General features: G+C 40.5%; 28 protein-coding genes. 4 read left to right on the plus strand and 24 right to left on the minus strand.

Annotated features, from left to right (window positions below):
* Positions 1–68 precede the first annotated feature (68 nt).
* The 8 genes from RTR43_RS23260 to RTR43_RS23295 all read right to left on the minus strand — a co-directional run bounded on the left by RTR43_RS23260 (position 69) and on the right by RTR43_RS23295 (position 8,489).
* Positions 69–254, minus strand: a complete 186-nt coding sequence (locus RTR43_RS23260) for a hypothetical protein (protein WP_312475836.1) — start codon at positions 252–254, stop codon at positions 69–71.
* 201 nt (positions 255–455) lie between these two features.
* Positions 456–1,829 carry a 23S rRNA (uracil(1939)-C(5))-methyltransferase RlmD gene (rlmD, locus tag RTR43_RS23265; RefSeq protein ID WP_312475838.1) on the minus strand — a complete coding sequence of 458 codons (1,374 nt, stop codon included), beginning with the start codon at positions 1,827–1,829 and terminating at the stop codon, positions 456–458.
* 759 nt (positions 1,830–2,588) lie between these two features.
* Positions 2,589–4,052 carry a nicotinate phosphoribosyltransferase gene (locus RTR43_RS23270; RefSeq protein WP_312475840.1) on the minus strand — a complete coding sequence of 488 codons (1,464 nt, stop codon included), beginning with the start codon at positions 4,050–4,052 and terminating at the stop codon, positions 2,589–2,591.
* Positions 4,053–4,115: 63 nt separating this feature from the next.
* Positions 4,116–4,661, minus strand: a complete 546-nt coding sequence (locus tag RTR43_RS23275; RefSeq protein ID WP_312475842.1) for a cysteine hydrolase family protein — start codon at positions 4,659–4,661, stop codon at positions 4,116–4,118.
* 323 nt (positions 4,662–4,984) lie between these two features.
* Positions 4,985–6,406 (minus strand): sensor histidine kinase, encoded by a 1,422-nt coding sequence (locus tag RTR43_RS23280; RefSeq protein ID WP_312475845.1) that lies wholly within the window; start codon positions 6,404–6,406, stop codon positions 4,985–4,987.
* Positions 6,396–7,070, minus strand: a complete 675-nt coding sequence (locus RTR43_RS23285) for a response regulator transcription factor (protein WP_312475848.1) — start codon at positions 7,068–7,070, stop codon at positions 6,396–6,398. Before RTR43_RS23285 ends, RTR43_RS23280 begins: the two co-directional genes overlap by 11 nt.
* A gap of 326 nt (positions 7,071–7,396) precedes the next feature.
* Positions 7,397–8,074, minus strand: coding sequence for a PspA/IM30 family protein (locus RTR43_RS23290; RefSeq protein WP_312475852.1), 678 nt, complete (start codon positions 8,072–8,074; stop codon positions 7,397–7,399).
* Between the two features lies 1 nt (position 8,075).
* On the minus strand, positions 8,076–8,489 hold the full coding sequence (locus tag RTR43_RS23295) for a hypothetical protein (RefSeq protein WP_312475855.1): 414 nt from the start codon (positions 8,487–8,489) through the stop codon (positions 8,076–8,078).
* Positions 8,490–8,568: 79 nt separating this feature from the next.
* On the opposite strand from RTR43_RS23295, the gene RTR43_RS23300 reads away from it, so the two are divergent.
* Positions 8,569–8,700, plus strand: coding sequence for a hypothetical protein (locus RTR43_RS23300; protein WP_312475858.1), 132 nt, complete (start codon positions 8,569–8,571; stop codon positions 8,698–8,700).
* Positions 8,701–8,731: 31 nt separating this feature from the next.
* Here RTR43_RS23300 and RTR43_RS23305 read toward each other — a convergent pair whose 3' ends face one another.
* The 6 genes from RTR43_RS23305 to RTR43_RS23330 form a co-directional block, all read right to left on the minus strand.
* On the minus strand, positions 8,732–9,544 hold the full coding sequence (locus RTR43_RS23305; protein WP_312475860.1) for a VOC family protein: 813 nt from the start codon (positions 9,542–9,544) through the stop codon (positions 8,732–8,734).
* A gap of 315 nt (positions 9,545–9,859) precedes the next feature.
* A complete protein-coding gene (gene sdhB / locus RTR43_RS23310) occupies positions 9,860–10,609 on the minus strand; it encodes a succinate dehydrogenase iron-sulfur subunit (RefSeq protein ID WP_312475916.1) in 750 nt (249 codons plus the stop codon).
* A 2-nt stretch (positions 10,610–10,611) separates the two neighbouring features.
* Positions 10,612–12,375 (minus strand): succinate dehydrogenase flavoprotein subunit, encoded by a 1,764-nt coding sequence (sdhA, locus tag RTR43_RS23315; RefSeq protein ID WP_312475863.1) that lies wholly within the window; start codon positions 12,373–12,375, stop codon positions 10,612–10,614.
* 24 nt (positions 12,376–12,399) lie between these two features.
* Entirely contained in the window at positions 12,400–13,014 is a 615-nt protein-coding gene (locus RTR43_RS23320; RefSeq protein WP_312475866.1) for a succinate dehydrogenase cytochrome b558 subunit, read from the minus strand.
* Between the two features lie 75 nt (positions 13,015–13,089).
* Positions 13,090–14,553, minus strand: coding sequence for an aspartate ammonia-lyase (gene aspA / locus RTR43_RS23325; protein WP_312475868.1), 1,464 nt, complete (start codon positions 14,551–14,553; stop codon positions 13,090–13,092).
* Positions 14,554–14,656: 103 nt separating this feature from the next.
* The gene (locus RTR43_RS23330; RefSeq protein ID WP_312475871.1) at positions 14,657–15,970 is read right to left on the minus strand and encodes an anaerobic C4-dicarboxylate transporter family protein; all 1,314 of its coding nucleotides are present in this window, start codon (positions 15,968–15,970) and stop codon (positions 14,657–14,659) included.
* 385 nt (positions 15,971–16,355) lie between these two features.
* Between RTR43_RS23330 and RTR43_RS23335 the strand changes: the two genes are divergently transcribed.
* A complete protein-coding gene (locus RTR43_RS23335; RefSeq protein ID WP_312475875.1) occupies positions 16,356–17,624 on the plus strand; it encodes a sensor histidine kinase in 1,269 nt (422 codons plus the stop codon).
* Between the two features lie 5 nt (positions 17,625–17,629).
* Positions 17,630–18,544: a response regulator gene (locus RTR43_RS23340; protein WP_312475877.1), complete on the plus strand. Its 915-nt coding sequence runs from the start codon at positions 17,630–17,632 to the stop codon at positions 18,542–18,544.
* A 106-nt stretch (positions 18,545–18,650) separates the two neighbouring features.
* Here the strand turns inward: RTR43_RS23340 and RTR43_RS23345 are convergent, their stop codons facing one another.
* The 7 genes from RTR43_RS23345 to RTR43_RS23375 all read right to left on the minus strand — a co-directional run bounded on the left by RTR43_RS23345 (position 18,651) and on the right by RTR43_RS23375 (position 23,333).
* The gene (locus tag RTR43_RS23345) at positions 18,651–19,592 is read right to left on the minus strand and encodes a diacylglycerol kinase (RefSeq protein ID WP_312475919.1); all 942 of its coding nucleotides are present in this window, start codon (positions 19,590–19,592) and stop codon (positions 18,651–18,653) included.
* Positions 19,593–19,757: 165 nt separating this feature from the next.
* Positions 19,758–20,681 carry a hypothetical protein gene (locus tag RTR43_RS23350; protein ID WP_312475880.1) on the minus strand — a complete coding sequence of 308 codons (924 nt, stop codon included), beginning with the start codon at positions 20,679–20,681 and terminating at the stop codon, positions 19,758–19,760.
* Positions 20,678–20,773 (minus strand): LPXTG cell wall anchor domain-containing protein, encoded by a 96-nt coding sequence (locus RTR43_RS23355; protein ID WP_312475883.1) that lies wholly within the window; start codon positions 20,771–20,773, stop codon positions 20,678–20,680. The genes RTR43_RS23350 and RTR43_RS23355 overlap by 4 nt, the downstream gene beginning before the upstream one ends.
* The gene (locus tag RTR43_RS23360; protein WP_312475887.1) at positions 20,766–21,845 is read right to left on the minus strand and encodes a hypothetical protein; all 1,080 of its coding nucleotides are present in this window, start codon (positions 21,843–21,845) and stop codon (positions 20,766–20,768) included. The genes RTR43_RS23355 and RTR43_RS23360 overlap by 8 nt, the downstream gene beginning before the upstream one ends.
* On the minus strand, positions 21,842–22,378 hold the full coding sequence (locus tag RTR43_RS23365; RefSeq protein WP_312475890.1) for an anti-sigma factor family protein: 537 nt from the start codon (positions 22,376–22,378) through the stop codon (positions 21,842–21,844). The genes RTR43_RS23360 and RTR43_RS23365 overlap by 4 nt, the downstream gene beginning before the upstream one ends.
* A complete protein-coding gene (locus RTR43_RS23370; RefSeq protein ID WP_396954615.1) occupies positions 22,375–22,920 on the minus strand; it encodes an RNA polymerase sigma factor in 546 nt (181 codons plus the stop codon). The genes RTR43_RS23365 and RTR43_RS23370 overlap by 4 nt, the downstream gene beginning before the upstream one ends.
* 170 nt (positions 22,921–23,090) lie before the next feature.
* Complete coding sequence (locus RTR43_RS23375; RefSeq protein WP_312475899.1) at positions 23,091–23,333, minus strand: class I SAM-dependent methyltransferase; 243 nt, start codon at positions 23,331–23,333, stop codon at positions 23,091–23,093.
* A 111-nt stretch (positions 23,334–23,444) separates the two neighbouring features.
* On the opposite strand from RTR43_RS23375, the gene plsY reads away from it, so the two are divergent.
* Positions 23,445–24,065, plus strand: a complete 621-nt coding sequence (gene plsY / locus RTR43_RS23380) for a glycerol-3-phosphate 1-O-acyltransferase PlsY (RefSeq protein ID WP_312475902.1) — start codon at positions 23,445–23,447, stop codon at positions 24,063–24,065.
* A gap of 127 nt (positions 24,066–24,192) precedes the next feature.
* Here plsY and lplT read toward each other — a convergent pair whose 3' ends face one another.
* The 3 genes from lplT to RTR43_RS23395 form a co-directional block, all read right to left on the minus strand.
* Positions 24,193–25,413 (minus strand): lysophospholipid transporter LplT, encoded by a 1,221-nt coding sequence (gene lplT / locus RTR43_RS23385; RefSeq protein WP_312475905.1) that lies wholly within the window; start codon positions 25,411–25,413, stop codon positions 24,193–24,195.
* 290 nt (positions 25,414–25,703) lie between these two features.
* Entirely contained in the window at positions 25,704–26,255 is a 552-nt protein-coding gene (locus RTR43_RS23390; protein WP_396954616.1) for a thioredoxin family protein, read from the minus strand.
* A gap of 79 nt (positions 26,256–26,334) precedes the next feature.
* A complete protein-coding gene (locus RTR43_RS23395) occupies positions 26,335–26,871 on the minus strand; it encodes a DUF1697 domain-containing protein (RefSeq protein ID WP_312475912.1) in 537 nt (178 codons plus the stop codon).
* Positions 26,872–26,983: the final 112 nt, after the last annotated feature.

Here is a 26,983-nt window from a genome sequence, read left to right on the forward strand (position 1 = left end):
ACTAGTTTCTATTGGTAATTGGAAGTAAAAAAACATGGCTTATATCCCCATTTCTAAAGTAAGGGGTTTTACGCCACTTTTTTAATAAAATACATAAAGGCAACTCCCAATTGTGGGTTAGTTACCTTCTTTTGTACTTTGCTAAAATTCCCTACCGATTTCACCCCACCCAAACCCGCATTTCTTCGTTCTCTGTCATAATAAAGTTTTCCGAAATCTCCTGCTTTACCCGCTTTTCCCTCTCTTTTTTTCACTTTTTCCAGCTCTTTTTTCACGCTTTTTTTCACGCTTTTTCTCGAGTTAGAATGAAGTTTTCCGAGTCCATAAAAAGATGAAAGGCTTATCCCGTAAGGGATAGCCCTGTTATTCTCACGCTTTTTTACGAAATCTTTTTTCTCACTCGGCGGAGAAATCGGAAATGTTTATTGTAAAGGGTTAGTGAGTTTATTTGTCAGTTACACTTTTAGAATGAGTTGCGACACACACTCCACATGCGTCGTATGTGGAAACATATCCACTGGCTGAACTTCCACCGTTTTATAGCCGCCATCTTCTAGAATCCGCAAATCCCTTGCCAGTGTCGCTGGATTGCAGGAAACATAAACAACCTTCTTCGGTTTCATTTCAATAATCGTTTGCAGCAAAGCCTCGTCGCAGCCTTTGCGTGGTGGATCGACGACAAGTACATCCGCAGCATTGCCCTCTTTATACCACTTCGGAATTACAACCTCTGCTTCCCCGGCTGCAAATTCTGCATTTGATATGCCATTCAATTCTGCATTTCGTTGCGCATCTTCGATTGCCTCTGGAACCACTTCCACCCCAAAAACCTTACGAGCTTTTTGCGCTAAAAATAAAGAGATTGTCCCGATGCCGCAATAGGCATCAATTACGTTTTCTTCGCCGCTTAGGTCCGCATATTCCAACGCCTTATCATACAAAACCTTTGTCTGAACAGGGTTCACTTGATAAAACGACAGCGCAGATATGGCGAATTTCACATCGCCTATGTAATCATAGATGACTTCATTTCCCCAAAGGACGGTCGTTTTTTCCCCCATAATGACGTTTGTCCGCTTCGAATTCACATTATGAACAATTGACTTCACCTTTGGCAGCCGGGCAACAATTTCCTCAACCAGCTTATCTTTCTGAGGAAGATCTGCAGTTCTGGTTATGATCACAACCATGAGCTCGCCTGTTTGCTGACCATACCGTGCCATGATATGACGGAGCACACCTTTATGGGATTCTTCTTGATAAGCAGGGATGCCAAGCTTGCTGCAAATTTCCTTTACAGCTTGAACTGCTTCATTAATTTCTGGCAGCTGAATCAAGCTTTCATCCGTATCGACAATTTCATGGCTCCGTGGTTTAAAAAATCCGGCAATCAATTTGCCGTCTTTTTCACCGACAGGCACCTGGGCCTTGTTCCGATAGTGCCATGGGTTGTCCATTCCTAAAATCGGATGAACCACCACATCTTCTAGTTTGCCGATCCGAGTAAGGACTTGGCGAACTTGATTTTCTTTGTATCGTAGCTGCCCCTCATAGCTAATATGTTCTAGCTGGCAGCCGCCATATTTATTCTTTTCGCTGCTTGCAATATCTACTCGGTATGGGCTTTTTTCAAAAAGTTCAATCAAGCGTCCAATCCCGTAGCCTTTGCCCGTCTTTATCACCTTAACTTTGGCTTTTTCACCCGGCAGCCCGTTTGGTACAAACAGCGGATAACCATCCACTTTCGCTACTCCGGCCCCGTCATGGGTTAAATCTTCAAAAACTACATCTATATATTCATTTTTATTTACTGGTAATGGTCTGCTCATCCGTTTCTTCCTTTACTCGATTTGACTAGCTAAGATTGTAACACAAAGAAAGGCTAATTGCGAAACCTGTCGCAAGACCATAGCCTTTTTTTAACAAAAACCAAGGAATTTGTCAGAATATTTTTGTTTCCAAATATAATAATAGTGGATATGATTAAAACAATCTCATTGGAAGGAGTGGATAACGATAAAAAAAATAAAGACCTTTTCCATTCCCTTACTCCTTGCCTTCCTTGCTTTTAATTTTTTACACTTTTCAAACATACTTCCGCACTCGCATTCTGAAACCAAGGTAATCATCAACTTAGATGATGCTAAGGCAAAGTCACAATCGGACGATGAGAAAAAACAACTATTTGACCTGCAAATACTCTTCCAGCTTTCCTTGATTCTTTTAACAGTAGTGATTCCACTCATTTTTTGGATTTTTAGGTTTAACAGAAAGCATATTTTTCTAGTCCCCATATTCAATCAATCAAACTACTTAATCCTCCCTCCCGAATCATAAGGGTAATCATCAAAAATAAGGGAGGAAGTAAATATGTGGATCCGTTTTATGATAATTGGGTTCTTTTCGATATCAGCAGCAGGAATGCTTACCTACCAAGGCATAGAAATTTTCCATGCCTTTATGGATTACTTTAAACAAAAATAAAAGAGAGGCAGACTTTAGGAGGGACAATGCTGACCCCCCTTGGGCCTGCCTTTCTTTTTATCGAAAAAAAGACGCCCGATTTTCTTAGGACGTCCCATTACATCTTATTCCTTCATCGCCGCAACTTGCTCTTTTACTTCTTCAATGTTTTTCATCTTGTTATCCCAGCACTTTTGACTTAAGTCGAGTGGATAATCCTCTGGATTCATTATCCGCTTATACTCGTCCCATAATGCATCAAGATTTTGCTTCAGATACTCGCGGGATTCCTCCAGACAAGGCATTTCATAAACGAGATCACCGTTCACAAAAATATCTTGATGGAGCTCTTTTGCCGTAAAGTTCGTAACCACCTTATTAATATACGTATGGGTTGGATGGAACATGCGGAGCCGTTTTTCCGGCAGCTTTTCATCCTCCATCGCGATATAATCTCCTTCAGCATGGTGATTCGTATTATTGATAATCCGGTAAACCTTTTTCAGCCCAGGAGTTGTCACTTTATCTGGATTAGAGGAAATTTTAATCGTATCCACCATTTTGCCGTTCTCATCTTCAATCGTGACAATTTTATAAACAGCCCCGAGTGCTGCTTGGTCATAGGCAGTAATCAGCTTCGTACCGATACCCCAGCTTTCGATTTTAGCTCCTTGTGCTTTTAAGTTGATAATCGTGTGCTCATCCAAATCGCTGGACGCATAAATTTTCGCATCCGTAAATCCTGCTTCATCCAGCATTTTTCGTGCTTCCTTTGAAAGATAAGCGAGGTCACCACTATCAAGGCGAATCCCGATAAAATTAATCTTATCTCCCAGTTCTTTCGCTACCTTAATGGCATTGGGAACGCCGAGGCGGAGTGTATCATACGTATCTACTAAAAAGACACAGTCTTTATGTGATTCTGCATATTTATGAAAAGCAGTATATTCATCTTTATAGGCTTGAACCATTGAATGGGCATGGGTTCCGGCAACAGGAATCCCAAACAGTTTACCTGCCCTTACATTGCTGGTAGCTTCAAAACCAGCTAGATAAGCTGCTCTTGTACCCCAGACAGCCGCATCCATTTCTTGTGCCCGTCTAGTTCCAAATTCCATGGCTACTTCTTCGCCGACAACTTGCTTGATTCGCGAAGCTTTCGTTGCAATTAATGTTTGGTAATTCACAATGTTAAGCAAAGCTGTCTCTACTAATTGTGCTTCAGCCAGCGGTGCATCGACGCGCAAGATCGGCTCATTGCCAAATACAAGCTCGCCCTCTTTCATCGAGCGAATCGTGCCAGTGAAACTTATATTTTTAAGATAGGCTAAAAAATCGTCCTTGTAACCTACTTCATTTTTCAAATACTCAAGGTCTTCTTCACTAAAACGGAAGCCCTGGATAAACTGAATGACCTTTTCTAGGCCTGCAAAAACAGCATAGCCGTTTCCAAAAGGAAGCTTGCGGAAATATAACTCGAAAACCGCACGTTTATTATGTATCCCATCTCTCCAATACGTCTCTGCCATATTAATCTGATATAGATCCGTATGCAGAGTTAAACTATCATCATGATAAATGTGTTTCATAATCGACCTCCGGAGTACTATTACAGTTTTTCACCATTATTAATGATAATACCATTAAAACCTCTATTTAACCATAGCTCCGAGCGTTTGTTCAAAATGTCCGAGGGCCCATTCATGCCCTGCGGGATTAAATGATGCTACGGCATCCTTATATATAACAATTTTAAAACCTTTATTATAGGCATCTACGGCTGTGTGAAGAACGCATATATCGGTACAGACGCCAACCAGGTGTACCTCAGTAATTCCCCGTTCCCGCAATTTGATTTCGAGGTCCGTTCCTGCAAACGCAGAGTACCTCGTTTTATCCATATAAACTACATTTTCACGCTGCTGATTCTCTTCATACACATTTTGAAGTGCACCAAACAGGTCTCTTCCGGATGTTCCACGTAGATTATGCGGCGGGAACAGCTTGGTTTCCGGATGATATTCATCTCCTTTATCATGAACATCGATGGCAAAAACAACATAATCGCCAGTCTCAATAAACGCTTTCGTCAGTTCAGCGATTTTCCCCTCAATCGCTTGCCCCGGTTCCCCGCAGGTTAACGCCCCTGCATCCGCTACAAAATCATACGTATAATCGATATTGATTAACGCCTTCATTTCCCATCACCCCTTCAATTGTCTTGACTAATGTCTTTAATTTATTATACACATTTTACCAAGCAGCAAAAAGGAAAAGTTCCCAATATAGAACATCAAGAAGCATAGCGATCCGATGTTGACTTCATATAGGGAGAAGATCGAATTTCACTAGCCACTGGGCGCTCCTAAAAAAAGCTATCGCTTTTCCTTCGTGCGAGGTTTCGCTTCCGAAGCTTACTCTTTTGGAACTGGACATTTCTCAAACCGTTTATACTTTCTTTCCTGTAGAAGTCTTTTTATAAAACTATGGTTAATTCTCCACTGTAAAAGTGTTTGTTTCCCTAAGTCTCATTTATAGCCTTACGAAGGAGGGGTATGCGAATGATAAATGTACTCCCTTTCCCCATTTCACTAGATAATTTTATCGTTCCTTCATGTGTTTCAACAATCCACTTGGCAATGGAAAGTCCCAATCCATGGCCACCCATTTGTCGAGACCGAGATTTATCGGATCTATAAAAACGTTCAAATATATGGTTGTAATCCTCCGGCTTGATTCCGATACCGGTGTCCTGAACTTTAATACAAATCTCGTTTCCTTCTTTTGAAAGGTAGAGCTGAACTTCCCCGCCGTTTGGGGTGTATTTAATAGCATTATCTAATAAAATATATAATAGTTGAGATAATCTTTGCGGGTCTCCCGTTGCAATCAGAGTAGTCGGCGCAGATAAGTTGAGAGATATTTGCTTTGTAGCAGCCAGCGGACTGACGGACTCAATTGCTTTTTCTGCATGTGGGCGAAAGTCGAACGTTTCGTTTCTAGTTTCGATTGTATTCGAATCGGTACGAGCCAGTGTCAATAAATCACTAACTAAATTGGTCATTCGCTTCACTTCCCGCCTCATATTCGAAAGCAGCTTCCCTACAAAGTCCTCCTCCTTCGAAGGTTCAATCGTCATTTCCATCGCATCAATCGAGGATAATAATACACTTAATGGTGTCCGTAATTCATGTGAGGCATCTGCCACAAATTCTCGTTGTCTCGTAAACGCACCACTAATAGGGACCATTGCTCGTTTGGACATGACCACACTAATAAATAACGCTACCCCGAAAAATAAAATGCCTAACGCAACAAGGATCAAAAGAAGCCATTTGAATAGCTGATAAGCAAATGAAATGTCTTTTCCAATATACAATTTTCCAATGAATTGACCTTTATTGTAAATCGAATGGCTTGCCATCATGATGTGGATATCCTGGGTACCCTCATGCGGATGAAATTCTTCCCTATTTCCTCTCCCTTTAGCCTTATCTTCCACGTGTAGTGTTAGCTTACGAATCTTTAAACTATCTTGGAACCTTTCGTTCACCATGTTTAGTAAATTTGGACGCAGGCGGTGATTCACTTCATTGCCCATGATCATTTCTCCATTAGAATTAATGACATAATAAAAGAATTGATTAACGCCTGCAAATACTACCTCTTGATTTTGAATTCCTTGCAAGTCAGTCTGTTCGTTTTTCAACAAATAATTCTCTATAAAGCTTGCTTCCTGTTTCACTAATGATTGAAGTTCATTCTCCTGATTCTTTAAAATCGTAAAATAGAGAACGGAATACACTATCACAATAAATAGGATGAGAAATAGCATAAGCAATCCACTATAAATGCGAGTCAACCGACCTTGTGTGCTCCTAAATACATCCTTCTCACCGCGGATTGTTAAGGCACGTATGATGAAAAGAAGATTAGTGTTCAAACCGATAACCTACCCCTCTTATACTTTGAAGTAAATCTTGTTTTTCGAAGGTATCAAGCTTCTTTCGGATCAATTTGACAGTCGCATCAATGGTTTTAGGAGCGACCTCCGAATCAAAACCCCAAATTCGCTCGAGAATAACTTCTCGCGGTAGTACCTGTCCCTTATTTTGGACCAATAAATCTAAAAGTTGAAATTCACGAGGACTTAATTGGATTTCTTTTCTCCCCAAACGTACCACATGGCTCATCCGATTCAGAACCAAATCATGTATTTTGACTTCTTCTTCCAATATGGGTGCATAGTTACGGCGGGAAAGAGCGCGCAATCGTGCTAAAAGCTCATCAATTTCAAACGGTTTGACGAGATAATCATCCGCACCAGAATCCAATCCCTCAATCCGGTCCTGGACGGTATCTTTTGCGGTTAACATCAGAATCGCACCGGAATAACCTTGTTTTCGTAATCGGCGACAGATATCCACACCCTCTCCATTCGGCATCATCCAATCCATGATGATCACATCATAATGGGAAGTAGTCGAATAATAGTATGTATCTTCCCCATCCATCACCCATTCGACATTACCGATCCCCTTCTTTTTCAACATAAAAACAATTAATTCACCAAGCTGTGAATCATCTTCAGCCAATAAGATATTCATTTGATAGACCCCTTTAAAATCGAAAATAATAGACGATTTTTCGAAAAACAGATCGCCCACAACTACCCGAATCTTACCAGAGCAATCTTTAAATTAACTTAAGAAATTATTAAAAATAAAAGAAACGGAATATAATGAACTCCACAAAATTACAACAAAATTCCCGAGATAAAAAAGCGAAACGCCCGTTTAGCAGCGTATGGACTGGAGCGCTTCGACTTAGGTGAAAACAGATAAATAATCAGCTTTTATATACAGAAAAAGAAGCACCTAACATACTTAGGGTGCTCCTATCCTGTGGTTTCTTCTACTTTGCTTACATCAATCTAGCTCTCTGATAACATTACTTTTTCATTTTTAAGTTTTTCAATTTCCTGTTTCAGTTCTTCCTCATTGACAAAAATTCTGGATGCCGCATCCTCCCTGGCCAAAGGATTGGAAAACTGACTACCAGCTTGTACCTCGGCCTCCATCATTAAAATGCGCTCTTCCGTTCGGGCTATTCCTCTTGCGATGGTGTCTGTTTGAAAGGATATTGTTGATTTTTGAATTTGTTTTATAGATTGAGCAACATTAGCACGTGAAGATAAAAGGATTTTCTTATGCTGCATTTCGTTAAACTTTTCTTGCAACTGATTCAATTTTTCAATCAGGATTTGGGTTTGTTGTTTTATGGCCTCATACTGTTCCTGGTAGAGATTTAACTGATTTTCATGAGTGAGTTTTTCTTGCACGGCTAATTTCGCCATCGAATCCTCACCATGTTCAATGGCCAGTTTAGCCTGTCGGGTTCTCTTTGCAATCAAATCTCTTGTTTCCAGAATAAGCGCTGATTGTTTTTTCTCAACGAAAATTTGTCTGGCTAAGGCTTTCTGACCTTTTTCAATTTCTTGCTCCATTTCTCTCGAATATTCATTCAACATGGCGATTGGATCTTCCATTCCATCCAGCAGCCCATTAATTTCAGCCTTCGTAATCCTCTTCATCCGCTTAAAAATACCCATTTTAATCATTCTCCTTTTTAGTCGTGACATTTTTTTCCCACTGATCTAAAATACTTGCATTTTGGTTAATTACCGATGTATGTGAATCCACTTCAGGTGTATTGATAAACTGCTGCATTGCGGATTTCTTCGTTTTCCTTCTAAGCCATCTCACTAACAGAACCAGTACAGCTAGTCCGATAATGAGGAATAGCAGAATTCCGAACCAATGAAATTCTCCTCCATGATGAGGGCCATTCATAAAACGATGAGGCTCAAAACCGCCTTGGTGTTGCCATCCTTCTTTATGAAACCCCTGAAGTCTGCCATCTTGACGGCGTTCACCTCCTAAAAGGTGATAGAAAAAATTAATCCCCATCATGATTGATACGATAATCGCACCCCAAATGATACCTAGCTTTACTCTAGTTTTCATCTTTCTCTTACCTCCTTTCATTACTTGATAAACTGAAGTTTAATAGAGAACGGTGAAAACTTGGTGAAAGGAAATAAAGATGATGAAATTAAATCTATATTTTTTTATCGAAGAGAAAGTAGAAGAAAAGAAGCTAGATGGTCTTTCTGCTGATGAACGATCTTTTTATATGAAACATTTTCTTTTTGAAAAAAATCAAGGCGAACAATAACATGCATTGTTCGCCTAACATCCTCAACTCCTTATTGAAATCTCCAGAAACCATTTAGCATCTCAAAAAAATGTCTTTGCTTCGTTCCTTTTAGGTTTACTAAAAAAGGTGTTTCCCCTTTTTCTTTTAAAACCTTCTCAGCGATACCTTCACTAAGTGGCTCACAGAACATCAGCTTCGTTCCATCCAAATCTAGTTTTCGACATCGTGCATGGATGGTTAGGTCCGTAAATTCCTCACTCTGTGTAAGGTTAAACAAATTCCCCCATTTTGTTATGGTTTTGTCTAAGTTATTTACAATAAATCCCACACTTTCAAAAGTTGGATTTCCCACCCTATGTGACTCTATTAACCCTTGTTCCTCTAATTCTAAAAACCTCTCCCCATCCTCCTTTTCCCATTGGATGAAAAATGGAAGAGTTAGCTCGTTGGCGCCGTTTTCAGCGAAGAGGAGCGACCATCTGATTACTTGCCCATCCGCCCGAACTCGTTCACCTGGGAGTGGACCATAAACAGTAAATCCTTCTTCTTTTAGCTTTACGGCTAATTTTTCAATACTATCGGTGCGAATGGCAATTCTAGCAGGGCCTTCCCGCTTATCTTTTGCCAGCTGCTCCACGATTTGAGTAATCAATCGGTTTTCTTCTTGTTTCTCAGCAATCGATAAATTTTCAATACCTAAAAACTCAATATAGCTTAATCCAAAATAGGTAAGTGAATTATATGTTCCCCAAAATTCATGGCGTCCGCCATTGACAGCATGGATTCCTATTTTTTGTAAAAGCGTAATTGCCTCCTCTGGCTTCTTAAAAAAACAGACTAGGTGATCAAAGGAAAATTGCATGTTGGTTCTCCTTTCTTGATAATATTTTCAAAAATTCGGATTAAATCGAGATATTCCTTCAATTTTACCATAGTTAAATTAGGGAGAAGAGCGAAGTCCTCTAGCCGCTGGGCGCTCCTCGAAAAAGTTATCGCTTTTCCTTCGTGCGATGTTAATGCTACCGAAGACTTCCTTGTGGAACTGGACATTTCTCGAATTCCAATGTAATAAATTCTTATCGTATAAAAAAAAGCCCGCTCCTAAAGGAACGAACCTATCATTAACTGAATCTTTTCACTCGATTCCCAATCCGTCATTCAGATGGTGCCTTACACCTTATCCGAAGAAGTTCTTTAACGACTGAATCGTTGTTTGTCGATTTAAATCGGCAATTGAGGTGGTGAGGGGAATGCCTTTCGGACAGACCTCGACACAGTTTTGCGAGTTGCCGCAGGAGGTAAGTCCTCCTTCGCCCATAATGGCCAAAAGCCTTTCTTCCTTATGCATTGCACCAGTAGGATGGGCATTGAACAAACGCACCTGTGATAATGGTGCCGGACCGATGAAATTGGACTTTTCATTGACGTTCGGGCAGGCCTCTAAACAGCAGCCGCAAGTCATACATTTCGATAATTCATAGGCCCATTGCCTTGTCTTTTCCGGCATTCTCGGTCCTGGACCTAAATCATATGTCCCGTCAATCGGAATCCACGCTTTTACCTTTTTCAAGGCATTAAACATCCATGAGCGGTCAATCATTAAATCGCGCATGACAGGGAATGTCGCCAGCGGCGCAATATGAATTGGCTGGTCGAGCTGATCAATTAAGGAAGAACACGCTTGGCGCGGTTTTCCATTAATGACCATCGAGCAGGCTCCGCAAACTTCCTCTAAGCAAACAGATTCCCAAATGACTGGAGTTGTTTTTTCGCCTTTGGCGTTCACTGGATTTTTTTGGATTTCCATTAATGCCGAGATGATGTTCATATTTGAACGATAAGGAACCATGAATTCTTCTGTGTACGGGGCAGATTGTGCATCCTTTTGTCTAGTTATGATTAAATGAATGGTCTTTTCGGTTCCCATCATCAGTTGGCTCCTTTCTTCGCTTTTGTATAATCTCGTTTCCGTGGTTTAATCAACGAAATATCTACTTCCTGATAAGATAACTCTGGCTGATTTGTTGCTGGATTGTATTCCGCGATTGTCGTTTTTAGCCAGTCCTCATCATTGCGGTCTGGGAATTCCGGCTTATAATGGGCCCCGCGGCTTTCGTTTCGGTTATAGGCTCCAAGGGTAATCACATGTGCAAGATTAATCATGCCTTCTAATTGCCGGACAAACGAGGCGCTGGAGTTACTCCATTTTGCCGTATCTTCAATGTTGATATTTTTAAAGCGTTCCGAGAATTCTTGTAGTTTCTCATAGGTCATTTTTAATTTCTTATTTTCCCGAACAACGGTTACGTTTGCCGTCATGAGTTCGCCTAGTTCCTTATGAAGTAAATAGGCGTTTTCTGTTCCATCCATCGCTAAAATAGATTCATATTTTTTGCTATCCTCCCGTACCTGTGCTTCAAAAATAGTACTTGAAACCTGATCGGTCGGCTTTTTAAGTCCTTGAATATATTCAAGCGCTTTTGGACCGGCTGCCATTCCGCCGTAAACCGCTGATAACAACGAGTTTGCTCCGAGACGGTTAGCACCGTGCTGCGAATAATCACATTCACCAGCAGCGAACAAGCCTGGGATACTGGTTTTTTGATCAAAATCGACCCATAGACCGCCCATGGAATAGTGGACACCAGGGAATATTTTCATCGGCACCTTCCGCGGATCATCTCCCATGAATTTTTCATAGATTTCCATGATTCCGCCTAGCTTAATATCTAACTCCTTTGCATCAATATGAGAAAGATCCAAATAAACCTTATTTTCCCCATTGATCCCAAGCTTTTGATTGATACACACATCGAAAATCTCACGGGTGGCAATATCACGTGGCACAAGATTTCCATATGCCGGATATTTTTCTTCTAAAAAGTACCATGGCTTTCCGTCTTTATACGTCCAGACCCTACCGCCTTCACCACGTGCTGACTCACTCATGAGGCGGTTCTTATCATCTCCCGGAATAGCCGTTGGATGAATTTGAATAAATTCTCCGTTCGCATATAAAGCACCTTGCTGATATAGCCTTGCCGCTGCATAGCCCGTATTAATCGTTGAATTGGTTGACTTTCCAAAAATAATTCCAAGCCCGCCTGTTGCCATGATCACGGCATCTGCCGGAAATGGTTTCATTTCCATTGTTCGTAAATTTTGTGCCGTAATTCCACGGCAGATTCCTTCTTCATCAATAATCGAAGAGACAAATTCCCAGCTTTCGTACTTTGTTACTAAGCCCTTTACCTCGAAGCTACGTACTTGTTCATCAAGTGCATAGAGGAGCTGCTGCCCTGTCGTAGCCCCGGCAAATGCGGTTCTGTGATACTGTGTTCCGCCAAAGCGTCTGAAATCCAGCAGACCTTCAGGAGTTCGGTTAAACATAACCCCCATCCGGTCAAACATATGGATAATTTTCGGAGCAGCTTCACACATTGCTTTTACCTGAGGCTGGTTAGCCAAGAAGTCGCCTCCATACACCGAATCATCAAAGTGCTCCCATGGAGAGTCGTTCTCCCCTTTTGTATTAACTGCTCCATTGATGCCGCCCTGGGCACAAACAGAGTGAGATCGCTTAACCGGAACAACCGAGAATAAATCGACCTTCGTTCCTGCTTCGGCAATTTTTATAGCGGCCATTAATCCGGCTAAACCTCCGCCTACAATGACAATATTTCCTTTGCTCATTTGTCTGTCCTCCCTATCTAGCTTTTAAGCAAATGCTAGGATTGCGCGGATCCCGATAAAGGATAATGCGATAAATAATCCGATTGAAATGTATTGTGTAACTTTTTGTGATTGTGGTGACACGGTGATTCCCCAAGTGATCAAGAAAGTCCAAATTCCATTTACAAAGTGATAAATACAAGAAACAATCCCAATGATATAAAGAGCTAGCGAAATTCCATTATCAACGATGCCCGCCATTAAATGATAATTTGCTTCGACACCGTTAAATTCTACCTGTACCTTTGTTTCCCAGACATGCCAGATAATAAAAACAAATGCAATTAAACCTGTCACTCGTTGTAAGAAAAACTTCCAATTTCGAAAAAAGCCGTACCGGCTAACATTGTTTTTAGCCTGACGAGCAATAAAAATTCCGTACACCCCATGGAATAATAACGGGATGAAGATAACAAAAAGTTCCAACAAATATTTAAACGGCAGATTCACCATAAAGTCTGCTGCTTTGTTATAGGAATCCATCCCGTATGTCGCGGAATAGTTGACACATAAATGAACGGTCATAAATACTCCGACAGGAATTATCCCCGACAATGAATGCAGCTTACGGTAAAAAAGCTGATTTTTTCCACTCTCCATTTTGCAAAACCTCCCAATGTTGCTTAAATAATGCTTAAGCGCCAAGCCCTGAAGCTAGGCGCCTAGCAATTTTCACTATGCTAAAACTAATTCTTTTTCTTCTTTTTCACGGCGTTTTTTCTCAAGTAATTCTTTTCCTGCGATTCCTGGATTGGTCATTTCAAATGGATGTAAAATGGTATCAAGTTCACTTGCTGTTAACACGCCTCGTTCAAGGACGATTTCTCTAACCGGTCTGTTTGAGACAATTGCTTCCCTTGCAATCGATGCAGCCGTTTCATAGCCAACATGCGGGTTAATAGCGGTGATAATACCAACACTATTATTCACGTAAGCTTCCATTCTCTCTTTATTAGGGGTAATCCCGCTTAAGCAATGTTCACGGAAGACGGTAAACACATTGGTCATAATTCTAATTGATTGCAGCAGGTTAAAAACAATCACCGGTTCCATTACATTGAGTTCAAATTGCCCTGCTTCGGAAGCCATACTGATCGTCAAATCATTTCCTACCACCTGGAATGCACTTTGGTTTAAGACCTCTGCCATAACCGGGTTAACTTTTCCCGGCATGATAGATGAACCCGGCTGACGGGCAGGTAGGTTGATTTCACCTAAACCGCAGCGTGGTCCGGAGGTCATCAGCCGTAAATCATTCGCAACCTTCGACATATTCAACATACAAACCTTAAGGGCAGCCGAGACTTCCATATAAGAATCCGTATTTTGCGTTCCATCTACTAAATCTACTGATCCTTTTATTGGCAAACCTGTTATTTCTGCTAAAAATTTGACGGTTTTTTCAATATATTCCGGTTCCGCATTCAGACCCGTTCCAACAGCTGTCGCTCCCATATTCACTTCATATAAATTCTCACGTGTTGCCTTAATTCGTTTAATGTCTCTTCTTAGCACCCTTGCATAGGCTTCGAATTCTTGGCTAAGCAGAATTGGCACGGCATCCTGTAAATGAGTGCGGCCCATTTTGATAATGCCATCAAATTCATTTCCCTTTTTCATGAATTCAAAATGAAGCTCTTCCATCACTTTGATTAATTCTTCTAAAGTCATCAGTGTCGACAAATGGATAGCCGTTGGAAAGGCGTCGTTCGTGGATTGTGCCATGTTAACATGTGAATTCGGACTGATAAGCTTGTAATTTCCTTTTTGTTCGCCTATCAGTTCTAGGGCCCTGTTGGCAAGGACTTCATTAGTATTCATGTTGATGGACGTTCCTGCTCCCCCTTGAATCGGGTCAACGATAAATTGATCGTGCAAGCTTCCTTCGATTACTTCATCCGCCGCCACCATGATAGCCTTCGAAATTTTTGTATCCAATTGTCCAATTTCCGCATTGGCATAAGCAGATGCTTTTTTCACCATCGCCATTGCTTTTATGAGCGCTTGGTCAATTCGATATCCTGTAATTGGAAAGTTCTCAACTGCTCTTATTGTTTGAACACCATAATAGGCTTCAGCCGGAACCTGCTTTTCCCCTAGGAAATCTTTTTCAATACGGAAATTCTCTGAATAACTCATACTTGTCATCTCCAATTTTTTTTTTAAAACATTTATAGATTGGCGGTATCCGAAGCAGTCAGGAGACTGCCTCGAACCACTATTCATTTTTTAAAGCTTCCCTTTATAAAACGATCATGCTTAATAAAATACCAATCCCAACGGCGCCAATAGAGGCAATTAACCCTGGAACCATAAAGCTGTGATTCAAAATATATTTTCCAATTTTTGTTGTTCCTGTACGGTCAAAGTTAATTGCGGCAACCACGGTTGGATAGTTTGGAATAAAGAAGTATCCGTTAACAGCCGGGAACATGGCGATTAATAAGGCTGGGCTAATGCCCAGTGTGACTCCAAGCGGCATTAAAGTACGAACAGTTGCGGCCTGGCTATAAAGCAAGATGGAAAGGGCAAATAGGGCAATCGCGAACAACCATGGTGCAGCCGTAACCAAATCGGAAATCGATCCGGAAATTAATGCTAGGTTGCCTTGAAAGAATGTGTCTCCCATCCAAGCAATCCCAAAGATGGCGACTACAGCTGTGGCACCGGCTTTAAAGACGCTACCGGAAACAATTTCTTCCACCTTTGGTTTACAAAAGATAATGATCAAAGCAGCAATCGTCAACATTACAATTTCAATGGCAGCCGGCATTGTCATCCGTGTGAAAGTCCCGTCGACCGTCCAGCCAGGGCGTAACGTTTCAACTGAACCCAACACGACCACTAGCACTGCTGCTAATAGGAAAAATATGACGGAGAGCTTTGCCCCTATTGTCGCTTTAAATTCCTTTTTATCCTTTTTAATTGGTGCTAATCCTGCTTCTAAACGTTTGAGGTACTCTGGGTCATTATTTAACTCTTTTCCCATTTTGCTAGAAACAAATGCAGCAATCATACATGCGATTAGTGTAGACGGAATACAAATCATTAAAATATCGAGTAAGTTAATCTTGAAATCTGTTAACAAGGCAAGCAGGGCAACGGTTGCCGCCGAAATTGGACTTGCTGTAATGGCTTGCTGTGAGGCAATAACCGCAATAGACATTGGTCTTTCAGGTCTAATCCCTGATTCACGGGATACCTCTGCAATAACCGGTAAAACGGCATAAGCTACGTGACCGGTGCCGGCACAAAAAGTGAAAACGTACGTAACTAGCGGTGCAATGAATGTGATCCACTTCGGATTTTTCCGCAGAGCTTTTTCAGCTAGAAAAACAAGATAATCCATTCCGCCTGCGGCCTGTAAGGCTCCAGCTGCTGATATCACAGCTAAAATCATCAGCATCACATCGATTGGCGCTGATGTTGGCTGTAGGCCAAAAACGAATACGAGAATGGCCAGTCCGACGCCGCCCATGACACCAAGGCCAACCCCACCTAAACGCGCTCCGATAAAAATACAGCCAAGAACGATTAAAAATTGAACCCAAAACATGTCGTTTACCTCCATACGGTAATGTTTTTTTATAAAACGACCCCTTTAGCTTCCGTAATTCTTGACCTTATCACCCGCTTTCAAATAGTTTGTTTGTGAAAATCCTCACAAATGTTTTCGCCTTTTAGGGCTGCACTACCATTTGTGCCTTCTAATTTAGTAAAATAATTGCTGAGAATTTCGATAAAGGAACCTCAGGCCTACTTTTTAAAGCTTCCTTTGTTCACTATGAGCATATCGTCAGAACTACAAAAAACTACAGAAACCCACAAAATCAACTAGAAACTTAATAAATTTGTCAATTATTTTGATTACAATTAGTCGCAAAACGATTACGATAAAATGGAGGAACAGAATTATAGTCACCTATACTGGAAGTGAATTTGTGCGAGAAAAATTATTAGCCTATTTGTTTTTAATGATTGTAGTCCCTATAGCTGGTGAGTTGAAGTTTTACCCGATTGATGGCGATATAAGGGTAAGTTTGGGAACACCTGTTTTTTTCTTTATTTTATTATTTTCTCGAAAAATTCATCCTTTAATAGCTGGAATCCTTGCAGGAACTACAGTGGTTCTCTTCCGTATTTTCTTGTACGGAATCCAAGTTGACTCCTTTCATTTATTTGACGCCTTTGTTTTACATTTCCCTGTCTTTTTTTATTATTTGATTTTTTCCTTACTTTTTTACCTTTTCAAAATGAATACTTGGCATGAAAAACCGTTTTTCATTGGCTTGTTCGGTGTCATAAACGAAATCATAGCCAGTTTGGTCGAAATCACCTGTCGTTACTCTTCTTCACATATGCCAATTACCTTCACTACCTTGGTGACTATTGGCGGAATTGCGATTATCCGTAGCTTCTTCGTCCTTGGTTTTTTTAATATTCTTATCATAAGAGAAACAAGATTAGCAGAAGAACAGCAGCGAACGCGAAACGAGCAAATTTTATTATTAATTTCAAATTTATATGTAGAGATGATTCAATTGAAGAAGTCAACCAAGAATGCGGAGGAATTAACAAGTGCCTGTTACGGCCTTTATCGGGACTTAAAGGGCTTGGAAAACCATCATCAAGCTCAAGCTGCTCTAAAAATCGCTGGCCAAATGCATGAAATTAAGAAGGATAATCAGCGCATCTATGCAGGATTATCGAAATTAATGGTCAAAGAAAACCTAAGTGACAATATGGACTTAAAAGAAATTATTGAGGTAATCATTACGTCCAATAAACGATATGGGGAAATGCTCGAAAAATCCATTGATTACCAAGTAAATATTTTGGGAGAACACCCCTATTATCGGACGGTTATCCTTTTTTCACTTGTTAACAATCTAGTATCTAATGCTGTCGAGGCAATAATTGAAAAAGGCCAGATTGAGTTAGCTGTAAGCAGAGTGGATGACATGGTCCATATCATGGTAAGTGATAATGGCCCGGGAATATCTGAGAAAAATAAACCCTTCATTTTTGAACCAGGCTTTACCACTAAGTTTGACCAAGCGGGGATAGCCTCAAATGGAATTGGTTTATCTTACATAAAAAATGTGATTGAAAATATCGGCGGCGAGCTCCAACTTTTAGATGCAGATGTGAGAAACAGAACCAGCTTTGAAATTCGCCTTCCGGTCGCAAGCTTAATAGAAAGAGGATGATAGCTTTGAAATTTTTTATTGTTGATGATTCTACTACTATTAGGGCGATGCTTTCTAATATTATCGAGGAAGAAGATTTGGGGACTGTCGCCGGGGATGCAGAGGATGGCTCTGAAGTATACGCTGATATACTCGCTGAACAAGAAATTGATATCTTGATGATTGACTTGTTAATGCCGAATCGTGATGGAATTGAAACGATTAGAGAAATTGCTCCTTTCTTTCATGGAAAAATTATTATGATCTCCCAGGTTGAAACAAAGGATATGATTGGTGAAGCCTATTCTCTAGGGGTAGACCACTATATTACTAAACCGATTAACCGTCTTGAGGTCGTCAACATCCTAAAAAAGGTATCCAGTCAGCTGCAGCTAGAAAAATCGCTTATTGACATTCAAAAATCTTTAAGCCATTTAACTAACCACACACAAAAGAGAAACCCTGAAATCCATTATCAGTCCACTCAGAATCCAATTATTCAATCTGGAAGGAACATCCTGTGTGAGCTTGGTATTATCGGAGAGAGCGGTAATAAAGATCTGCTTGATATTTTAGCGATTTTTTCACAATTAGAAAAAGACGGGATACGTGAAACCCCGCCGCTAAAGGATTTATATGAAAAAATAATTGAAAAACGTTTCGGACCGTCCATCTCGACTCAGGAGGTAAGAAAAGAAATGAAAGCGGGCGAGCAGCGAATTCGCCGTGCTATCCATCAAGCATTGGAGCATATTGCTTCACTTGGACTTACCGATTACACCAATCCCAAGTTTGAAAACTATTCATCCAGTTTCTTTGACTATACGCAAGTTCGAATGAAAATGCTTGAACTAGAAGGCAAGGCACAAGATGAAAACAGTCATTCTCGGATTAACATTAAAAAATTCATTCAAGCTCTTTATTGGGAAGCAAAAGGGTAACAGAGCTTTTAACTTAAGAAAAGCGCTGGAGCTAGACGGTTTTAGAAGTAAAAGGATACCTTTTTTTCTTTAGAAAAAAGCCCGCTCCTACTGGAACGGGCTTTTCTTAGCTATATCTTTGTCCTGACTCCCAGTCCGTCGGCCGGTCATTGGGACGAATGTCCGCAAGTGGCACAAACACTTCTAAATGTCGATACAGGTTTTCAAACTCTGCTGGTAATAAGCCACCGAATTCACCATCTAAATTCAGCTGCACCTTTTCATCTGAATAAACCTTAATCCGGTTTGCCTGCGTGTAAATCAAATTCGGATCATTCACGTGTTCACCACGAACTGCTAAGGATGCAATTCGGATAAACTCTGCCAGATTTACTTTTTTCAAGATTAAAAGTGAAAACAATCCATCGTTTATCGAGGCATCCGGTGCCAGCCTTTCAAATCCGCCTATCGAATTGGTCAAGCCAACAAGAAACATCATTGCTTCCCCTTCAAATAGCTTTCCATCATACTCGATTCGAAGATGGGATGCTTTAATGGAAGGTAGCATTTCCATCCCTTTTAGATAGTAGGCAAGCTGGCCGAGCATTGTTTTTAATTTGCTTGGCACTTCGTATGTAAGCTCGGTCATTCTACCGCCGCCTGCAATATTAATAAAGTATTTGTCATTAATGCAGCCAATATCAACAGGGATCATTTCCCCTTTAGTGATAATCTCCACTGCACTGCTGACATCCCTAGGTATGTGTAGGGCTCGGGCAAAATCATTCGTCGTGCCAGTTGGAATGATTCCCAACTTTGGTCGATACTCTTGATTAGCGAGGCCGTTCACCACTTCATGAATGGTTCCGTCGCCGCCTGCTGCAATGACCACATCATACTTGCGCTTAACAGCAATTCGTGCAGCATTCGTCGCGTCACCGGCACCCGTTGTCGCGTGGCAGGAAGCTTCATAACCGGCAGCCTCTAATTTTTGAAGGATTTCCGGAAGATGACGCTTAATCATTTCACGTCCTGAAGTAGGATTGTAAATCAGTCTTGCTCTTTTCATCATTCATCATCCTATTTTTGAAGTAAAAATCGGTATTTGGATAGTCTATCCAATCAATTCTATATTCTACCAATTATCATCTTTGCTTACAAACTTATTGCAAGCCAAAGTCCATAACCTATCATAACCTTTTTTTACTTTTTTGCAAAAATAAGATGTGATTGTTTATTCATTCGTCTGGAGACTGACCGAATAAGCATTGGCGATGTTAATATGGTATTTGCCTTCGCCAGATTGATAAATCGCATTTTTCGGTAGCGAATGATCGGGATCTTCAGAATTGGGTTTCTCCGACAACTTCCACTCGCCTTCCTTCCCCCTTACCTCCTGGGCATTCACCGCAGCTACCTTTAAATGGCTGTTTGCAACAACATCGACCACAACCGAGGAGATATTTTCAATATTCCAATCATTCGCGAGCATCCGCGGCTTTAGAATAAGGGAATTATCATTGCCAATTACCTCAAGCTTCACATCTTTTGGAACCAAAATCGTTGCTGCAACAATCCCTTGTGAATCAAATGGCCCAATCTCATTCGGCAACGTCTTTACATTTAAATAAAGCGTGTCGCCCTTTTGTTTGGCCGCAATGATATCATCTGCGCTTTGGAGTAGCTTCGTTTTTTTCGCTGTTTGTACCCGGTAAGTACCGAACATCGAAACCTCTTTTTCCTCTGTTGCCTCAATTGTCATGTCATAGCCTACCGTCCTGACAACCACCCGTTTGATGCTATCATCCATTTTGTGCGAAAAAGCAGGCAGTTCAAACGACCGCTCCTCCCTCGCCATGACATCTTCCACCTTGCCCATAAGCCCTGTTGTGCTTAAAAATGCAAATGCAATACCAGCAGTACCGAGCAATCCAACAAAAAAGATACTGAGAAAGTCATATTTTAATACCGGCTTTTCCTGTCGTGACAAAAATAAATAGAGCAGAATCTCAATACCAAGGACGACTAATAATACCGGCCACCACGACGTCATCACTTGAACAAGATTTAATCCAAGGAATTTCGAGAAAAAAAGGAGGAGGCCAAGGAAAACGAGCGAGGCCCCCATTGAAAACGTTCCAACACGCCAAGTTCTCATAGTTCTTCTCCCCCTTTCCTTTTTCTAAAAAGGAACCCAATTTCCGCTCCGAGTAAAGCCAGTCCTGCTATTGCTTTTCCCCACCTACTCATGATTCTCCGCCTCCTTCTTTTGTTTGCTTCCAGATAAAAGCTTAATCCCGCCGCCGATTAACAGCACACAGACGAGAACAGTTTGGAGGTACCCTTGGATCCAATACATAATGTCGAAATTAATTAACCGATTTATTATCGGTGAGAGTGCCTTAAGCAGTACGTTCATCACTAAATAGTAGAGACCCATCAAAATCAAACCAATGCCGACCCATCTTTGATGATTAAGGAAATAGGCGATAATCGGTACATCTTCAACCTTTTCTTCCCCATATCTTGAAACCTTTTGCATAGCGTCAAAAAAGCTGTAAAACCAGATAATCGGGATTAAAAACAAGAAGATACCAAGCCGTAACACATCTAATATATACACCGAAAACAAGAACGCTGCCATTAGCTGAATCCCACGTCGCTGCAAGCCAAGATAAAGGTGACCTGCACCTGGAAAAATCGAAAGGAAGGTGGCAATTGCCTTACTTTTCTTACCGTCTTCCCGCCGTAATTCAAAATCCTCATAAATCGTTCGGTCAATTAACTCCTCACCGCGTTGCTTTTTATTCACTTGTTGTACTGCGTCAAAAAAGCCGTATACCCAGATAATCGGCAAGGCCGCCAAAAAGACAAGAAATTCGCCGCGACTGGATATGGCAGTAATAAAAGTGACCATGGCACCTAGACCAAAAAATGTTGCCAATAACGTTAATCCTCTATTCATTAAGCCAAGTTGAAAATGACCGAGGCCCGGAATAAATGATAGGACAATCGTATAAAACCGTTCTGAATCCTGATCTGCCTTGGAATTCAGGTAGTCCGGATGTGCTGCTGTAAGTGCCTTCTTTTGTTTTGAAATCTGAACGCCCATATCAATGAAACTAATCAAATAGATGACGATACCGGCCATAAAGGCTAGGATAGCCACTTCCTCATTATTAGTAAATAATGAAATAACGGTAACAAAAGCTAGGCCAACAATCGATAGTAAGTACATCACCCCACGAAACATGGTACCGAAATAAATATGGCCCAGGCCTGGAAATAGGGATAAAGTTAAAGCCTTGGTTGGACTTTTCATTTCTTATCTGCCTCCTTTTTTTCTAGTGAATCCATCCATGCGAACGTTTTATTAATAACGCCTTCTGTCATCGAAGGTTTCTTTTCCTGAACTTGCGGACTTTCTAATGAATTTGCATATATAGCAATTGATTTAAAGGCTCCTGAGAAGGTCAATAGAAGGGTTGCAACCGCCGCTAGCAGATAATGAAATACCGCATGCTGATAAAACGGCTTTTTCTGGTTTGCTTTTCCAATTGATTTTGACTGTTCCCCAGCCGTTTCTTTCGATACCAGTTCTAATTTCGGGCTCATCTGTGTTTCCACATGTTCCAATGAAACCTTTTGCTTAGCGACCTCCGCCATCACAAAATCCGTAAATCCACTCTCATTCGTAAGAATCGGAAGCGATGATTCATTCTCTGCCATCGCTTGTAAATATTGATCAAGGCATTGGTCACATGTATACAAGTGACTTTCAAGCTGCTCACGATCCTGGTCATTCAGTTCATTTTTTACGTATTGGAGCCAATCATCGTACAGGTAATGCTTCATGAAAAATCGTCCTCCTTCCAATTCTTTTTCATCCAATGGCGAGCCCGGTATAGTTTCGTTTCAATTGTTTTCACCTGAACATTTTGTTCCTCGGCCATTTGTTGATAGCTTTTTTCCGCTATATAAAAGCCGTAGATCACTTCGCGGTAATTCTCAGGTACTTCATTAAGCTTCTTCCTAACAAGACTGCGTCGATCCTGCTCAATGATTTCCCTTTCAACACTGTCGCTCGGTGTCCCTAGAGCCTGCTGTTCGAGGGTATCGACGACTTCCTCTCTTCTTCTAGCCTGTTTCCGCTTTACATCTATCGCATGATTAACGGCAATTCGCGTCATCCACGTTTTAAAACCCTGATTTCCATATTGGGGGAGAGAGGTGTAAATCTTTATAAACACTTCTTGGGCGGCATCTTCTGCTTCCTTTTGATCGTGAAGAACGGCAAAGACAGTCCGGAACACGTCATTGCGGTACTTCTCAACCAAAAGGCGAAAGGCATGATCATTGCCATCTAGCACTTTTTCTATTAAAGCTGTGTCGCTAATTGTTCTCTCCCCCTTTCTCTCTAGTCAGTCACATTAATAGACGAAACGTTTTTGAAAAACCCCTACACTATTTTTAAAAAATATATTTGGTTTTTTTCATCATACCATTCTTCAATATATGGATGGAAAATCACTAAAAAACGTACGAAGAAATCGCACGTTCGAAAAGGTTATTCTGCTACTCTCAATTTTGCCTGTTCTAGTAAAGCTTGTGATGGATCGACTCCAACAACATCCGCTTTTCGCATCACAATTTTCCTCGTTAATGCACCCGTTCCCGCACCAATATCAGCAACTTTTTTTCCTGCAAAAAAAATATTTCTTAGCAGAAGGCTATCCATTAACGTGACGGGAATATCTTCTCTTGAACGAGCATAGCTATTAGCAACTTGGGCAAAATCAATTTGTTTCATGTAAAGTGCTCCCTTTCTTTCCTAATAGTGATAATTCAACAAAATAATCCCACTTTATTATGATAGAATGCTAGTAGATTAGGAAAATTATTGTCACAAAGGAGTGATGTCATGTTCTGGTTATTACTTCTTGCTTCCTACTTAATTGGAAGCATTCCCACCGCGCTAATTGTGGGCAAACTGTTCTTCGGTGTCGATATCCGTGACCACGGCAGCAAAAATCCTGGCGCTACCAACACACTGAGGGTGCTTGGAAAAAAGTCAGCCATCCTTGTACTACTCATCGACCTCGCCAAAGGTGCCGTGGCAGCGTACCTGCCAATCTACTTTAACTTGGACGTTGACCCCATTTACTTTGGACTAGTCGCTGTAGTGGGTCATTGCTTTCCCATTTTTGCAGGATTTCGCGGTGGAAAGGCGATCGCAACAACCGCTGGTGCACTGCTGATAGCCAACTTCCCGTTATTAGTAGTCTCTTATACTACCTTCTTTTTAGTGATTTTTTTAACGAAATATGTGTTTTTTGGTTCCATCTCGGTTGGCCTTACTATGCTCATCTATGCTCTCATTTCCACAAAACTAGAATTAGAACTTATCTTTTTATTATTCTCGTTACTCTTAATTTATCTCCATCGCTCCAACATCCGTAATCTTATTCTTGGCATTGAACCAAAAATCGATGATAAAACATTGATTAACGACCGAATCCCTCCGAAGAACAGTGGCTTCTAAGCAAAGCGCATGCGCCGGGTATCAAAACTTGTTCTTATCGAGCTAGACAATTCTCAAAGTCAAAATGTTATCATTGATGAAAAGGTAGATCCCCAGTAGAAATTTCTACTGGGGATCTTATTTACTTTCATAATCCTGAATGTAAGCTGAGTGGCGTCTGATTCCACTTTTTAGATTTATTACCTAAATATAAAATAAAAAGTAAATAAATAAAACCAAAGATAACAAGAGAAGTGGTTACGGAAAAACCATAACGAGCATTAAGAAGATAAACAGAGTAGGTGCCAAATAACATCGTCGAATTATCTACAAAATTTTGAACGGCGATTGTTTTACCAACTCCTAGTGTTCCACTCCCCTCCTCTTGAAGCGTAGCGTTTAAAGGAATAATAAATAGTCCCGCGAATATTCCTAGACCAAGCAGCAATAGACAGACAACTACTTGAGCAACTAGATTATGCCCGTAAATGAGCGGGAATATAATCGCAAGCCCCGCAACAATTAGACCATAAAGATTGGCACGGTAAAACTTTTCAACAGATGTATATTTTTTTGCTAATAAAGAGCCAATGACAATCCCAATTGCCGTCATTCCAATAATTAAAGATAAAGGAAAACCACTTTTAATACCCAGGTTTAGTGGGATCCAAAGGAATAATGCATTTTTGATGACAACAGAGATCATCCAAAAGGCACCACTTCCAACAAGGGTAAAATTGAGGCGAGGATTTTGAAAAGAAAATTTTACATCGCGAAAAAATTGTAATGCTTCCTTTTTATAATTTAATTGCTTGTTTCCTTCCTTGACAGGTATATTTAATGCTAACAAAACAGACAAACTATATACGCCTAAACAAAAGAATTTTCCAAATAGAGAATGAGAAGCAAAAATACCTCCAACAACTGTCCCTAAGATAATCGCTAAAATGGTGAATCCTTCTAACTTCCCATTTGCGTCCAGTAGTTCTTTATTACCTGTTGTTAATTCTTTTAAAATACCATATTTAGCAGGACCATAAATGGCTGCACCGAGACCGATGACCCCATAGCTTAACGCTGGACTAAAACCGATAATTAATAATAAAATTCCGATTACTTTCACCGTATTCCCTGTAAACAGCACCTTCGACTTCGAATTTCGATCCGCAAATGTACCCACAAATGGGGCGAATAAAACATAGGCAAACAGGAAGAACGTTTCTACTAAAAATATATAGGGATTATGATCATCATTTGTTCCAATCGATTCCTTCATCATAAAAGCAATAATAATGATAATGGCACTATCTGCAAAAGCCGATAAAAACTGAGTAATATTTAAAGAATTTATTGGTTTTTTCAAATTCATTTTTTACCTCCTTTTTCCGAATTAATAGTTAGAATTTTCACTCTTTTTTATTTAAAATGGATCTTATTCATTCCACCACTTTCCTAAATTGTACTATCTTTCAACCTTTTTATCGATAGCTATGTGAATTTATTCCAAAAAACACTTTGAAGTTCTTGGGAAAGAAGTTGAAATTCTGAATCGGCCTCTAATGGTATGGACACAAAAATAGGCTTTTACTAAAAGTTGAAAATTTTATACTTTTCTTTTTTAAAAAAATCCCCGATAGAATCTACCGAGGATCAATTTTATTATAATAATGTATTCATAATACTATTGGAAACAGTTTTCCAAATGGCTGCATCGTTTTGGTAGGAAGTAACCAACTCTTTATACATCGCTATTTGCTTCTCCTGGAAGTCCTCAGCATCCTTATCCGGCAACCCCGCACGCCCTTCCATCACAAGAGCCTGCACTTCAGGTGCTCTTGGTCCCCAAACTTCCACCTCATTACCTTCTTGATCGATAAAAATATAAATAGGAATCGCTCGTGACGTTCCATTGGTTAAGTATTGATCCATTAACTCGAGATTTTGGTCTCGGAGGACAAAACGGAGCTCTATCCCCGCTGATTCGGCAATCTTCATCAAAATCGGGTTATTCAGCAACGCATCCCCACACCAATCCTCTGTGAGTACAATAGCACGTAGCTTTTGTTCTTTTAATGACTCCAGTCGGCTTTTATCCTCGGAAGTTAACGAAAAACGCTCATAAACGGAGAGCATTTCTTCTTTATTTTTCATCATCGAGTCGACGTACTCCCCCCATGTCATTCCTTTTTCAAACCAGCTATTTAAGTCCATCATTCAAAAGCACCCCTTTCATTTTGTTCTATGTTAATCGTTTCAGGCCCATCTGACAATTGTAACGATTTAGTTCCATTCAAATATCTTTTGACATTGTCGATAATTTATTCACCGTTTTCCAAATACGAACCGTTGCCGGAACGCCTAACTTCGGAAGCTGAGTCGCGAGCTTCGAATCGCGGATGCTTTGACGAAAAAAGAAATAAACTTCCTTCCCGATTATGCTGCATTCATCCTGATCACTAGGAAAGTTCAACAGATGATTGATTCCTTCCGATGAAGGTTCATCAGCCAAAAAGGCAATTTGGACACTTTCGCCTTCATTTAATAAGTCTGGTGAGTATGGGCAATTTTTTATTATCTGTTCGAATTCCTCAGCTGTTCTCAAGATAACAGGTACCGGAAAACCAAACGTCTTGTTGATTTCATCTTCCATTCGTTGGCTAAGATGTTTAGCATCCTCTTCTGATTCAAACAAAACATTCCCACTTTGAATATATGTTTTTACCTTCTGTAAGCCCTTCGTTTCCAATAAGCTTTTCAAGTCTGCCATTTTTATTTTATGATGCCCACCAACATTAATCCCCCGTAACAATGCAATATAAATAGTCATTCATCTACCTCGCTTCTTTCGGAATCCTTTCTCTAAATCTTACCATTTATTGGTCAAATTGACTTCTCCCCATGGATAAATCCAGGGGATTCTTTTTTAAACCTTCATCAAA

Origin of the sequence: Neobacillus sp. (assembly GCF_031988165.1) — a bacterium.
Taxonomy (GTDB): Bacteria; Bacillota; Bacilli; order Bacillales; family Cytobacillaceae; genus Neobacillus; species Neobacillus rhizosphaerae.

Bases quoted from the DNA above. Each gene is read 5' to 3' on its own strand.
- RTR43_RS23305 (WP_312475860.1), bottom strand. From the start codon at position 9,544: ATGCAATTTTCCTTTGATCACCTAGTCTGTTTTTTTAAGAAGCCAGAG.
- RTR43_RS23395 (WP_312475912.1), bottom strand. From the start codon at position 26,871: ATGACTATTTATATTGCATTGTTACGGGGGATTAATGTTGGTGGGCAT.
- plsY (WP_312475902.1), top strand. From the start codon at position 23,445: ATGTTCTGGTTATTACTTCTTGCTTCCTACTTAATTGGAAGCATTCCC.
- sdhB (WP_312475916.1), bottom strand. From the start codon at position 10,609: ATGGGAACCGAAAAGACCATTCATTTAATCATAACTAGACAAAAGGAT.
- RTR43_RS23320 (WP_312475866.1), bottom strand. From the start codon at position 13,014: ATGGAGAGTGGAAAAAATCAGCTTTTTTACCGTAAGCTGCATTCATTG.
- RTR43_RS23375 (WP_312475899.1), bottom strand. From the start codon at position 23,333: ATGAAACAAATTGATTTTGCCCAAGTTGCTAATAGCTATGCTCGTTCA.
- RTR43_RS23295 (WP_312475855.1), bottom strand. From the start codon at position 8,489: ATGAAAACTAGAGTAAAGCTAGGTATCATTTGGGGTGCGATTATCGTA.
- sdhA (WP_312475863.1), bottom strand. From the start codon at position 12,375: ATGAGCAAAGGAAATATTGTCATTGTAGGCGGAGGTTTAGCCGGATTA.
- RTR43_RS23390 (WP_396954616.1), bottom strand. From the start codon at position 26,255: ATGGACTTAAATAGCTGGTTTGAAAAAGGAATGACATGGGGGGAGTAC.
- RTR43_RS23365 (WP_312475890.1), bottom strand. From the start codon at position 22,378: ATGAAGCATTACCTGTACGATGATTGGCTCCAATACGTAAAAAATGAA.
- aspA (WP_312475868.1), bottom strand. From the start codon at position 14,553: ATGAGTTATTCAGAGAATTTCCGTATTGAAAAAGATTTCCTAGGGGAA.
- RTR43_RS23330 (WP_312475871.1), bottom strand. From the start codon at position 15,970: ATGTTTTGGGTTCAATTTTTAATCGTTCTTGGCTGTATTTTTATCGGA.
- RTR43_RS23360 (WP_312475887.1), bottom strand. From the start codon at position 21,845: ATGAAAAGTCCAACCAAGGCTTTAACTTTATCCCTATTTCCAGGCCTG.
- RTR43_RS23275 (WP_312475842.1), bottom strand. From the start codon at position 4,661: ATGAAGGCGTTAATCAATATCGATTATACGTATGATTTTGTAGCGGAT.
- RTR43_RS23290 (WP_312475852.1), bottom strand. From the start codon at position 8,074: ATGGGTATTTTTAAGCGGATGAAGAGGATTACGAAGGCTGAAATTAAT.
- RTR43_RS23350 (WP_312475880.1), bottom strand. From the start codon at position 20,681: ATGAGAACTTGGCGTGTTGGAACGTTTTCAATGGGGGCCTCGCTCGTT.
- RTR43_RS23355 (WP_312475883.1), bottom strand. From the start codon at position 20,773: ATGAGTAGGTGGGGAAAAGCAATAGCAGGACTGGCTTTACTCGGAGCG.
- rlmD (WP_312475838.1), bottom strand. From the start codon at position 1,829: ATGAGCAGACCATTACCAGTAAATAAAAATGAATATATAGATGTAGTT.
- RTR43_RS23270 (WP_312475840.1), bottom strand. From the start codon at position 4,052: ATGAAACACATTTATCATGATGATAGTTTAACTCTGCATACGGATCTA.
- RTR43_RS23345 (WP_312475919.1), bottom strand. From the start codon at position 19,592: ATGAAAAGAGCAAGACTGATTTACAATCCTACTTCAGGACGTGAAATG.
- RTR43_RS23285 (WP_312475848.1), bottom strand. From the start codon at position 7,070: ATGAATATCTTATTGGCTGAAGATGATTCACAGCTTGGTGAATTAATT.
- lplT (WP_312475905.1), bottom strand. From the start codon at position 25,413: ATGAATTTGAAAAAACCAATAAATTCTTTAAATATTACTCAGTTTTTA.
- RTR43_RS23300 (WP_312475858.1), top strand. From the start codon at position 8,569: ATGATGAAATTAAATCTATATTTTTTTATCGAAGAGAAAGTAGAAGAA.